Source organism: Microbulbifer sp. MI-G, from assembly GCF_030440425.1.
GTDB classification, from domain to species: domain Bacteria; phylum Pseudomonadota; class Gammaproteobacteria; order Pseudomonadales; family Cellvibrionaceae; genus Microbulbifer; species Microbulbifer spongiae.
Genome location: NZ_CP098023.1, coordinates 3,740,704 through 3,753,293 on the forward strand (window position 1 = coordinate 3,740,704; position 12,590 = coordinate 3,753,293).

Annotated in this window: 8 protein-coding genes; 7 read left to right on the top strand and 1 reads right to left on the bottom strand. The window is 55.6% G+C overall.

What is annotated here, in order from left to right; all coding sequences use genetic code 11:
• Positions 1–672: 672 nt before the first annotated feature.
• From M8T91_RS15305 to M8T91_RS15320, 4 genes are all read left to right on the top strand, one after another.
• Entirely contained in the window at positions 673–2,208 is a 1,536-nt protein-coding gene (locus M8T91_RS15305) for a 2-isopropylmalate synthase (RefSeq protein ID WP_301415035.1), read from the top strand.
• Positions 2,209–2,967 carry a hypothetical protein gene (locus tag M8T91_RS15310; protein ID WP_301415036.1) on the top strand — a complete coding sequence of 253 codons (759 nt, stop codon included), beginning with the start codon at positions 2,209–2,211 and terminating at the stop codon, positions 2,965–2,967.
• Positions 2,964–3,449, top strand: a complete 486-nt coding sequence (gene rimI, locus M8T91_RS15315; protein ID WP_301415037.1) for a ribosomal protein S18-alanine N-acetyltransferase — start codon at positions 2,964–2,966, stop codon at positions 3,447–3,449. The genes M8T91_RS15310 and rimI overlap by 4 nt, the downstream gene beginning before the upstream one ends.
• Before the next feature lie 132 nt (positions 3,450–3,581).
• Entirely contained in the window at positions 3,582–4,964 is a 1,383-nt protein-coding gene (locus M8T91_RS15320) for an MATE family efflux transporter (protein ID WP_301415038.1), read from the top strand.
• A 195-nt stretch (positions 4,965–5,159) separates the two neighbouring features.
• Here M8T91_RS15320 and M8T91_RS15325 read toward each other — a convergent pair whose 3' ends face one another.
• The gene (locus M8T91_RS15325; protein WP_301415039.1) at positions 5,160–6,923 is read right to left on the bottom strand and encodes an aminopeptidase P family protein; all 1,764 of its coding nucleotides are present in this window, start codon (positions 6,921–6,923) and stop codon (positions 5,160–5,162) included.
• 913 nt (positions 6,924–7,836) lie between these two features.
• Here M8T91_RS15325 and M8T91_RS15330 point away from each other — a divergent pair.
• The 3 genes from M8T91_RS15330 (at position 7,837) to M8T91_RS15340 (ending at position 12,466) form a co-directional block, all read left to right on the top strand.
• The gene (locus M8T91_RS15330) at positions 7,837–10,020 is read left to right on the top strand and encodes a tetratricopeptide repeat protein (RefSeq protein ID WP_301415040.1); all 2,184 of its coding nucleotides are present in this window, start codon (positions 7,837–7,839) and stop codon (positions 10,018–10,020) included.
• 303 nt (positions 10,021–10,323) lie between these two features.
• Positions 10,324–12,129: a VCBS domain-containing protein gene (locus M8T91_RS15335; protein WP_301415041.1), complete on the top strand. Its 1,806-nt coding sequence runs from the start codon at positions 10,324–10,326 to the stop codon at positions 12,127–12,129.
• 37 nt (positions 12,130–12,166) lie between these two features.
• Entirely contained in the window at positions 12,167–12,466 is a 300-nt protein-coding gene (locus tag M8T91_RS15340) for a hypothetical protein (RefSeq protein ID WP_301415042.1), read from the top strand.
• The last annotated feature ends 124 nt before the right edge of the window (positions 12,467–12,590 follow it).

Genomic DNA, 12,590 nt, shown 5'->3' on the forward strand with positions numbered 1-12,590 from the left:
CGCCTCCAGGGGCGGCATCCGATGCCCGATTCCGGTACCTTGATCCCACTGCTACAGGGCCTGGAGCAGTGCGCCCTGAGCGAGGGCATCGCGCTATCTAAGATGAGCGCAGCCCTCTGGTGACGGCAAACCGTGCAGGGCTGGCGCTGAAATCCAGAGCCAGGGAGTGGATGGGCCGGCACCCGGTACGCGCTTTGAACGGTCGTGCGGAGGTAAAAAGCGGTGCGGCCATCTCTGCCTGTGTTTGCGCAAGCTGCCGGAGGGACTCCCGGTCAGGTTGGCGTATAAGACCAATCATTACCAGCAGGGACTGGCCTCGAAGGAATTGGGGTTTTTAGGTTATAAATTCCATATGAGGAAAAAATAGGGATAAAAACAGCAATCTTCATTGAATTTTAGAAATTAGTAGGATGAACATTGACCACCGGATCGGAGATCACGCATAATGCCAAGATACAGTCCGACGCGGAAGCCGCCACCTATGAAGACTGACTTCTGTACCACCAGACAAGGCCACCTCGCCCTAGCTTTCACGCTGCGACTGTCGCTACGCGGCATATAATTTTTCTCCTCCCCACCCTCGACAGGATTCCCCACTGTATTTGACCGGCGCATAGACAGCAGTGGAGCCCCTTGTTTAGCCTCAAACCAAATGAGGAGTAAAAAGCGAAAATGAGCATCCAGAAAGATAAATTAATTATTTTTGATACGACGTTGCGCGATGGTGAACAGAGTCCAGGCGCCTCCATGTCCAAAGAGGAGAAGGTCCGCATTGCCCGCCTGCTCGAGCGCATGCGTGTGGACGTGATTGAGGCCGGCTTTGCCATTGCCAGCCCCGGCGACTTCGAAGCGGTAAAGGCGGTTGCCGAAACCGTGCGCGAATCCCGTGTTTGCAGCCTCGCGCGGGCAGTCAATGCGGATATCCTGCGCGCCGGGGAAGCCCTGGAAAAAGCCAACGCCTCCCGTATTCATACTTTCATTGCCACTTCACCGATCCATATGCAGTACAAGCTGCAAATGGCTCCGGAAGATGTACTCCAGCAGGCGGTGCAAGCGGTGAAAACCGCCCGTCAGTTTACCGACGATGTGGAGTTTTCCCTGGAGGATGGCAGCCGCTCCGAACCGGACTTTATGTACCGTATTATCGAGGCGGTAATCGCGGCCGGCGCGGGCACCATCAATATTCCCGATACTGTCGGCTATGGTGAACCCGGCGAGTACGGTGCCCTGTTCCGGCGGGTGATCGAGCATGTGCCCAATTCCGACAGGGCCATCTTCTCTACCCATTGCCACAACGACCTGGGTCTGGCGGTGGCCAACTCCCTGTCCGCCGTCATGAACGGCGTGCGCCAGGTGGAATGCACCATCAATGGTCTGGGTGAGCGCGCGGGCAATGCCTCCCTGGAGGAAATCGTGATGGCGGTACAGACCCGCCAGGATCTCTATCCGGTAGAAACCGGCATCGATACCCGCCATATCGTGCCCACCTCGCGCCTGGTCTCCTCTGTTACCGGATTCCCTGTACAACCCAACAAAGCTATTGTCGGCGCCAACGCCTTCGCCCATGAATCCGGTATTCATCAGGACGGTGTGCTCAAGCACCGTGAAACCTATGAAATTATGCGCGCCGAGGATGTGGGTTGGGGACAGAACCGTCTGGTGCTGGGCAAGCACTCGGGAAGGGCCGCGGTGCGCGCACGCTACGAGGAACTGGGGGTCGCGTTCTCCGACCCGGAAACCTTCCAACAGGTTTTCCAGCGTTTTAAGATACTGGCAGACAAAAAGCACGAGATTTTTGATGAGGACCTGCACTCTTTGATCACCGGTAGCGAAACCCCGGTGGAGCGTTTCCACCTGCAGGATCTGGATGTGCGCAGCAAGATCGGCAGCGCACCCCAGGCTTTTATCAGCCTGCTGGTAGAGGGTGAGTCGCACCAGACCGAAGCCTGCGGCAGCGGCCCGGTGGACGCCATTTTCAAGGCCATAGAACGCATCGTTGGCAGCGGCGCCGATCTGAAACTCTACTCGGTGAATGCCGTTACCCAGGGCACCGACTCCCAGGGTTCGGTGACCGTGCGCCTGGAAAAAGACGGTCACCTGGTCAATGGTGTCGGTGCCGACACCGATATTCTGGTTGCCTCGGCACAGGCCTACATGGATGCGTTAAACTTGCTCGCCATGGGTGAAAGCAAGAAACAAGGCGTGTAAGTGAACGAGCTTGAGCGGGAAGAATACCTGTCGGTACTTGGCGTGGCCAGTTATGTGCCGCGATTTGTTTTGCCCCTTGCACCCGCACCCCGCCAGGCCCAACTTCCGCCGGCATTGTCCGCGGTCGCCACCTCCCAGCGGCAGCGGGCCGCACCCGCTGTGTTGAGCCCACTGCCACAATCGGCTGCACCGGCTGTCGACTCCATCGCGACCGCTCCCGCAAGCGACAGTGCGAAGGCGTCAGTGGCTGTCCCTACCTGGGGCAAATCCGATGAGGCAGTGGCCCAGCCACAACAGGCAGTCCAGCCCTTTATCCTCAGCTGCTGGCGGATCGGCGAGGAATTGCTGGCGGTGGACAGCCACGAGCCCGGTGCCGCACTGCCGATGGAGTCGCTGTTTGGCAATATTCTGCGCGCGCTGAATTGGCACCAGTTGCCATGCCAGCGCGAACGCCTGTGCTGGCCGATCACAGAAAACCCCTTTGCTCCGGCCGCGGGCGCCTCCGAGGCCCGCGATACCTTCTCCAGTTGGCTGGAAGCTTCCTGCACACGCCAGCCGGTGAAGTCCATCTGGCTGATGGGGGACGAGGCAAGGACATTCTGTACACCCATCTCTCTCGATGAGACCGTCAACAACTGGCAGGGGGTGCGCATCCTCCCCCTGCCCAGCCTGTCCCGGCTATTGCGGGAGCCGGAACGCAAACAGAACCTCTGGCAGCTGCTGTGCAAAGCCTACCCCTCCGAGACTCGGGCGCAATGAGGAGCTCACCCGCTACCGGTTTGCATCTGCGCCGGGCCGAGAAAGCGGATTGCAGCACCCTGGCCGGCCTGGCCAAAAGCGCCCACAGCCGCCCCTGGAATCAGGCTCAGTACCTGCAGAGCCTGGTGGCTGGTCACCAATGCTGGCTGCTTGCCACTGATGCGAGGGCCATTGGCTTTTGTGTATTCAACCAATCAGGTGACGAGGCTGAAATTCTGGACATGGTGATTTCACCCGGTTGGCGCCGGCGAGGCCTCGCTGAACAGCTGTTATCCCACCTGATTGCCCAGCTGCCCAGGCACACCCGGCGACTTCTGCTGGAAGTGCGCACCTCAAACCTCGCCGCACACTCACTCTACCGCAAACTGGGTTTTTCCGAGGACGGCTTGCGTAAGAATTACTACCCCGCAGACAATGGCGGGCGCGAGGATGCTGTGCTGATGAGTCTGGCCCTGCATCCGAACGTAAAGGAAGCGGGCTGAAGGTAAAATCCGCTGCTCTCTCACCGCACCTGGGCCACCGACGCACAGGGTGCTGCACCACATAAGCCAGCGCGCTCTGGCGAGCCCGGAGAGATTTGCCGCATATCCGGCCGGTTTGTAAAGAGTTACTGAATGCCACTAACAACAAGTAGTCCCTCACTGCTCGAAGGTTCGGTATCCGGCCACTTGCAGCGCTTGGCCCTGCCCATGGTGTGGGGCATTCTCGCCGTGATGTCGTTCAACATCGTGGACACCTACTTTGTCTCCCAATTGGGCAGTGCACCACTCGCGGCCATGAGTTTTACCTTTCCCGTGGTTATGGCAATCAACAGTTTTGCTATCGGCCTCGGTGCCGGCACGTCATCGGCGGTGGCGCGGGCTTACGGCGCGGGGGATGTCCACCGTGTACGCAGGCTGGTGACCGATGCCTCTGTACTCGCCCTGCTGATATCGCTGGTCATCACCGCCATCGGCTTGCTGACGATTCGCCCCCTGTTCAGCCTGCTCGGTGCCGGCCCGGAAATATTACCGCTGATCGCCGACTACATGGTGCCCTGGTATCTCGGCACCATCTTCGTCATAGTGCCCACCATCGCGCTATCCGCCCTGCGCGCGATCGGCAACAGCGCGCTCACCGGACGGATCATGGTGGGTGTGGCGCTCTTCAATCTGATTCTCGACCCAATTTTAATCTTCGGGCTGCTGGGTTTTCCAAGGCTGGAGTTGCAGGGCGCAGCAATCGCCACCGTGACCGTGCGCACCCTGAGTTTTTTCATGGCGCTGTATTTTTTGGTCCGCCGTGAACACCTGATGGCTGCGCCCCATTGGCATCTCGGCTCCCTGCTCGAATCCTGGCGCCGGGTATTGGCCGTGGGGCTACCGGCGGTGCTTACCAATGTCATTATTCCCATGGCCAGTGGTGTGATGGTGGCCCTGGTGGCGGTGCACGGCGAGGATGCCGTGGCCGGTCTCGGGGTGGCACTGCGCATTGAGCCTTTGGCTCTGATCATATTCTATGCGCTCTCCGCAGTTATCGGCCCGTTTATGGGGCAAAATGCCGGTGCCGGCAACATAGAGCGGCTGCGCGAGACTGTTGGAGTACTGGCCCGCTTCTGCCTGATCCTGGGCGCGGGCCTGGCAATTCTGCTGTTTTTTACCGGGGAGCCGATCGCCCGCCTGTTCAGCAAATCCCCCGAGGTGGTCGCAGTGGCCGTGGCCTACCTGAGTCTGGTACCTTTCAGTTACGCCGGCTATGGTTTTGTGATGTCAGCCAATGCGGCCTTTAACGGCCTCGGACAACCCCTGCCCGCCACTCTGATTTCCTTCCTGCGTGTGCTGGGTGTCTATTTACCCCTGGCCTGGCTGGGTAACAAGCTGTGGGGCCTGACCGGTCTTTTTGCCGCCACGGCCGCCGCCAACCTGTTGCTCGGCACCCTGTCCTGGTGGTGGTTGCGGCACAACCTCCGCCGACGCAGTGCAGCGGTGCCCTCTACACCACACATGTCAGCCAACTGAAACACTGAGCCAAACGGTCCTACGCAGTATTTTCCGGCAAGCAATCCTGCCAGATTGTTCGACGGATACAGTATTTCGCCACTGGCCAGCAATACTCCACGGGACAACACACCGGGGCGACTCCCTGGGCAGCACTGCGTATGGTACCGGAATCGAAAAAGCAAGCCGATGCCCGGACTGTGCCCGGCACCGACATCACAGAGGTTCAGTGGCTGCCCGCAGCCAGTTTGCGGTGTGCTGGTCAACCAGTGGCGTTATGACCTGTCGAACCCGCTGATGGTAGCGGTTCAACCAATCCCGCTCCCGGGTGGCGAGCAGATCCGTATCGATCAGCACACGATCAATCGGCACCAGGGTCAATGTCTCGAATTCGAGAAAACCGGGGTACTCCCCACTCTCTTTGACATACACCAGGTTTTCTATGCGGATACCGTATTGCCCGGTGAGATAAAACCCCGGCTCATTGGAGAGGATCATGCCGGGCTGCAGCGCCACCCCGGTAGCCACCTTGCCGATACGTTGCGGACCCTCATGCACACTCAAATAACTGCCGACCCCGTGGCCAGTGCCGTGGGCATAGTCCAGCCCGGCCTCCCACAGGGAGCGGCGCGCAATCGCATCTATCTGCTCTCCGCAAGTGCCCTGCGGAAAACGCAGAGTGGCGATGGCAATGTGCCCCTTGAGCACCCGGGTAAAATGCTCCCGCGCCGGGGCCGGGAAATCCCCCAGGGCCAGGGTGCGGGTCACATCGGTGGTGCCATCCGGGTACTGGGCACCCGAGTCGCACAAATATATGCCCTCGGGTTTCATAGGCAGACTGGACTCAGGACTCACCCGGTAGTGGACTATGGCTCCATTGGGGCCGTAACCGGATATGGTGTCAAAACTGTTTCCGCGAAAACCTTCTCTCGCCGCACGTTTACTGTACAGTAGTTTAACCGCCGACAATTCATCGAGCCCGGTATCGACCGCTTCGGGTAATGCCGCGAGAAATTCACACAGCGCAGCGCCATCGCGCTCATGCGCGGACCTGGCACCAGCCAGCTCCACAGCATTCTTGCAGGCTTTGGCCCCGGAGACAGGATCGCGCTCCTGTACCAATTGGATATCCAGGGCGCGTAACTGCTGCAGAATCCAGCAATTACTGATCTGGGGGTCCACCCAGATCTTGCGGATATGCCGCCGCCGCAGGTCCGAAAGCAGCAGGCGCTTGTCGGATACCACGGTCACTTCCCGGTCCAGGTGCTCAAGCAGCCCCTCGCCGACGGCCTCCGCCGACAGGTACAAAGTGGCGCTGCCATCCCGATAGAGCACAGCATTGGCCAGGGCGACCGGCAAATGCGGGATATCCTCACCGCGGATATTGAACAGCCAGGCACAGTTCTCGGGGCTTGGCAGCCACAAAGCATCGACGCATTTCTCCGTCAGCTGCGCCGCTATACGCAGGCGTTTGTCTCTGGAATGCTCGCCATTGAAGGCAAACGGATGGGGCCGCGCGGTACCGGATGGGGCCGCGGGCCTGTCTGTCCAGATGGCATCGATAGGATTCTCCTCCAGCGGTCTCAGGGTGATAGACCGCTCTGCCAGATACCCCTGCAACAGGGCCAGGCCCGGTTCTGTGTGCAGGCGCGGATCATAGCCCAGTGTCTGCCCCTCGTGCAGCTGGTCGCAAATCCAGTTGGCAATGCCATCGCTATCCAGGTTTTCCAGCGCTATTGGCCGGTCACCCAGCTGTTGCTGTCCCTGTAGTGTGTAACGCCCATCGACGAACAACGCGGCCGCTTTCAAGCCAATCACCGCCATACCGGCCGATCCCGTAAACCCGGTTACCCAGGACAGGCGCTCTTCCCCCGGCGGTATAGACTCATTCTGGTATTCATCGGTACGCGGTACCAAGAAGGCCTCTATTCCCTGCTGTCGAAGTCCCTCTCTCAAGGCCTCTAATCGCTCTTCACTCATACACCCCCCTTCACAAGCTGAGCCCGCCAAGCCGAAGGGTGCGGCCACGGGTCAGCTACCCTTTGCAGGCAATCCTGTTTTGACTCAATCGAACAATCGGGATAAACCACAAAATGTCGTGACTCGCCAATCCCGCTCCTACAGTGATCCCCATTGGAACCGAAAAAAGCGTTTGTGAGATTTTCCACCAAATCCAGTTATGCAGTATATCCTATCTTGGAAACACCACTGGAGGGTATAATAGAGGCCTGTGTTCACCGCCGGAATGGTTAATCGGATATTCAATGATGGGCCAGTGTGCTGCCCAGCTGCTGCTGGCACTGAGCAATGCTCTTTCCTCCAGTCAGGCGAATCCAGTGATTGGGTGTTCAGGCAAAAAAACACAGAAAACACTCTGAGTTTGCTTGGCCTTCCTCTTCCTGCCTGCGATAACCTGGGTCACCGCTATCGCTATTACGTTACCTCAAGCACGGAAGGGCGTATTTTACCGCGTGAATTCATTTCTGGCTGGATGTAACCTCTGCACAGAATAGAGAAAAGTGGACTGAACAGATTGGCCAACGCGGTTTGAGTACCCGCATCAGTGACAGACTGCCATGTCTTGCACACAGCAGCTACTCAATCTGCACTTGATAGAAGCAGAGAAAACCAACACTGTCAGGAAAAGTGGGGAGAGCGCCATCGCGCAAAATTGTGCGGCAACTGAAACACTCCGCAATGGCGAAAACTGCCCCGCACTGAAAAAAATGTTTCACAATGAGATCACCCCCTGCTGTTATAGGGGCGAAATAGTCCAACATGACATTCTTCGTGCATTTGCATTACCTAACCGCTTTGCCCCCAGCCCCAGGAAACGATCAGTGCCAGAAAGGGACCGGCGCTCGTTATAAAATTCCCTTATCAGGAAAAGCTTATGAAAAAATGCCTGTTGATTCTCTCTGCCCTACTGCTGGCATCCTGTAGCACTCAGACAGTCACCACTGCGCTCGAAGATCCATTGCTTTCACTCACACGGCAAGTGGCGCAGTCACCGGACTCGGTCAGTTTTGCCAGCTACTGGGAGGCTTACCTGGAATCTCCCCAATCGCTCAAAACAGTGACCGCGCAGGCACAGTATCTCGAAGCGATGGCCTCAGTGGAATCGGGGAAGAAAACCTGCGAGGAAATTAACTGGCAACAAATTACCCAGCAAAATACCTTTTCCCTACTGCCACACCTCAGCGCCACCGAATGCTATGAAACTCTCGGTAAAACCGAACTGGCTCTCTTCCATCAAAATATTTTCAATTTTATCGCCACTGGCATCTTGGGCAAACGCAGCGGTGATACTTACTACAGTGCCTATGAAATCGCAAGCTGGGGGGATGCCGAAGACCTGCTCACCCTTTCCGGCTATGAGATTATTGACAGTTATTTTGAGTTTGCCGAGAGCCGCAACGGGCTGTACCGGATTTATAATGTCCGCACCCAGGGTAACAATAAGGTCGCAAAAATCTATTTTGACAACAGCCGTTTCCTGCATCGCTTGCTTGCAGTCGAACACCCTTTTGCCGGATTGTCAGACGCTCTGTATCGAGAAATCCTGCAGCCACTGGCAAACTCCGATTACGCAGCACGCCACGCTGTCGGGCAGGTTTATCACGCAGAGGAAGAATTTCAAAAGGCTGAGCAGGCGTACCTGGATGCCATTGGTATGGGGTCCGTTACCGCCAATATCAGCCTCGGCAAACTTTGCCTGGCGGGGAGGTCGACCAGGTTCTCCCAAAGCGAGTGTGCGCAACTCTTTGTCTCCGCATCAGACCTTGGGCTTGAAGAGGCAAAGATCGTGCTTGCCTATATGGCCCTTACCGGCCTCGGTATAGAAGCCGATCCTACACTGGCGGAACAACTGCTAAACAGCGCTGCGGTATCAATGCCCCCGGGACAGGCCGAATATGAAATGGCCTTACTGATGGCTTCCACAGAATTCACCAACAGCAGAGAAAAGCTGGCACAGGATTTTCGCCAACTATCTGCCTCAAAGGGATATCCTCCGGCTCAACTGGCACTGGCTCTTGACCGACTCAGTTCAGATCAAAAACCACTGGAGGATTTTGAACCATTTATTCAACAGGCCGTGGATACCAATTTTCCGCCTGCACAATTTTTCTACGCCCGTTACCTTCTGAAGCAAAAAGGCGAGCACTCTGTAAAAACCGGTCTCGCGCTACTGGACAAAGCTGCTTCAGCCAACTTTCCACCAGCCCTCAATCTGCGAGCACGGATTGCTGAGGCGGGACTTTTTGAGCGAAAAATAGATACGGCCCAGGCCCTGCGGGACTATGAAGCCGCTGCAGTACGCTGGTATCCACCAGCACAGCTTCACATGGGCATTTTAAATTCCACCGGCAGGCTTACGGCAACTAACCACGATATTGCCTATGGCTGGTATGCCCTTTGTGCCAAAGCCAACAATCTTGATTGCATCACAAACCTCGGCTATGCCACTGCCCTTGGAAGGGGTGTGGAACAAAATTACCCGCGCGCAGTCGAAATTTACCAGTATGCCTCAGCACAGGGATCAGCCAGGGCCAGTTACAATCTCGGACAACTCTATCGGCTCGGCCAGGGCGTATCCAGAAACCTGGAACAAGCGATTGAATACTTAACACAGGCAGCAGAGGGCGGATCAACTGATGCCATGAATGCACTTGGGCTAGTATACCTGAATTCTGCCCCGGAATTTCACAGTTACTCCAAAGCCCTGTCCTGGTTTGAGCGGGCTGCGGAGAATAATTCCAGATACGGCTACTTTAACCAGGCTAGGATGTACGAGCAGGGACTGGGGGTTGAAAATGATCCATCCCGCGCTCTGGCCCATTACCGGAAAGCCTCAGATCTGGGACACGATATCGCTTCGCTTAAACTCGCCCAGGCCTACAGCTCTGGGGAGGCGGTCGATAAAGACCCCAAAATGGCAGCGCATTTTTTCAAACTTTCTGCCGAACAGGGCAATGATGGAAAGATAAAACGCGCTTTGGAAATGTGTCAGGAATCACAAAACTGTATCGAACGGAATCTGGACAGGATTTTCAATCTTTTATCCTCAGAAGAGTGATATTTTATGTTAATTATTTCACTTAGGGCGGTCACAAGGGTATTTCCAGGCGCCCCACCGGCACATTACTTCGCACTCTCAAAAGCTATGCCATTATTTCCCGACACTATTTTTCACTCCAATTTTCTGAGTAAGTTTCAAATATAATCCGATAACGAGAAAATAATTGCTAAACAGCCAATTTTTGGAAGTTTAATTTTCAAAAGCCCTGTCAATACACCTTACTTCACAGAATACGCTTAAATTGATTCCTATAATTTGACCCCCGTATAACCAAGCACAAACCAATTGGTCGGAACTATCATGAATACTCCTTTAAGGCTCCTTGTCGCAATCAGCCTGTCTGTTACCTTTACTGCCTGTGGTGGCGGTGGTGGCGGTGGCGGCTCCACCAGTGGAGGTGATACGGATACGGAAACGCCGGGGGTGATCAGCGGTGGCGAAGGCCGTGTTTTGGAAAACAGCGAGACCACAACCACCGGCAAGCTAACCGATAGCACCAATGCCAACCAGACCTTTGAGGCAAATAACTTCCAGGGTACCTATGGCAATCTGGAAACATCCGAAGATGGCAGCTGGACCTATACCCTGGAGGGCGAACTCGCAGACCCCCTGAATGGTGGCGAACAGGCAAGCGAGGCATTTACCGTTGGTGTCGCCGGTGGCAGTCGCACCACAAAAATCACTATTTCCATCACCGGTTTTGACGATCCCTACACCTTCCAGCCCGAATCACCTCTGGCCATGATGGTAGTGGACAGCAAGGAGTTCGCCACAGGCAGGCTGTCTTTGAATGATGTAGATGGCAACACCCCGGTGTTTGTCAGTGGCACCATTGCCGGAAGCTATGGCGATTTCAAACTTTCCGAAAGTGGCGACTGGGAATACACACTGAATAGTAAAGCGGACAGCATCAAGAAAGGGGATCTCACCGAGGATTCCATCACATTTACATTAAGCGATGACACAGAGCAAACCGTTGTCTTCTCCATTGCCACCCTTGAGCCCACAGAAAGCAGTATTGTTTTTATATTGATGAATTTTTCCGATGCACTGGCCACAGATCGGGCCGACATTTCTGATATTGCGGATATGGTCTTCAATGATGTGGATTCCCTCGATAACACCTATCGGGAAAACTCCCTGGGCCAGTTGAAATTCCTTCGTCACCGCGTGAGTGACAACACCCTCCAGCACTACTGCTACGGTGAGGCCAACAGGGAGGAGAGTTCCATTGATTGCATTCGCTTTGATATTCCGGACAGCCAGAATAGCGGCATCCTGAGTATTGCGGACGCAGCAGCCCGCGCCAAAGCTGGTCAGCAAGGGGAGTACACAGACAGCGGCCATACATGGCGTAACATGGCCTACCAGTGGGCTGAAAACAACCTTGTCGATGAGAACGGCGCACCTCTGGCGCTGAACAAATGGCGTCACCAGGTCTACATATACCCCCGGGCCGCGTATCGCGAAGGTCTTATAGGGTACGGCGTTGCCGCCGTGGGCGGAAGGTGGAGTATGGTGGCTTCCGACTCGGATCAGCTGCTCATGGGACATGAACTGGGGCACAATATCGGCCTCGGCCACGCTGGCTGGGACAGTAACAATGATGGGGATACCAACGACAGTGGCGAGGATGAGTACGGCACCGGCGGCGCCTATATGGGCAACCGCTCCGAGTCAAGGCTGTTTGGCAGCGCGCACCGGGAATATATGGACTGGTATCGCTTATTCCCGGAATACACGGTTACCGTAAAGCAGGCCTCAAACAGTTCCCAGGACCTGGAGATACAGGCCATTGAGCTGACTGCCGGGGATCGGTCCGGCACCCTGCCACAGCAACTTAAAGTGGAGAGTACCGGCAGCAGCAATGGCCAGAGTCATTACTATGTCAATTACCATGTGGCACACAATGAGCTCAATCCCCGGCCACATTATGCGCATTCAGTGACAGTTCATTACCTCAATGATAGAACTTCCAATCATGTTGCTGTACTTGCGCAGCCTGGAGATGACTTTACCGATGAGGCAATAGGATTGAAAATTGAATATAAGTCCCGAATTGCTGAAAACCAGTCAGCAGTCATTGCCGTCAGTTATAGCGAATAATTACTTCAAAATGGTAACAACCGATAAGGTGGATATTATGCTTCGAGTTCTAGCGCTGTTAGCCGGACTGCACTTTTCCCTTTTCGCCCAGGCGGAAGAAGTCGTCACCGGTACTTTGGAAGAGATTATTGTCGAGGATTTTGAATCCGGAAAATCGGAGCACCGCTTCTCCCTCAAAGATGAGCAGACTGGCAACTACTATTTTATTGATGCGGAGGAAATCAAGAAAAAAGGGATGAAATCCGGCGACAGAGTAAAAATCCGGGGAGAGCGCGGCGAAAAGCGCATGCTTCAGATTACAGAATCCCAAAAGCTCAAACCTGAGGGAGAGGAGTAACCGCTCCGGCCTCTATACTGATAGACCAGCCACGACAGCTATTTTTATTGTTTGAGAGCACCTGCGCTCTGCTTTTTTCCGCATCCACGGTCTCCCCGCCCAACGGTGGGGGGACCACATACTC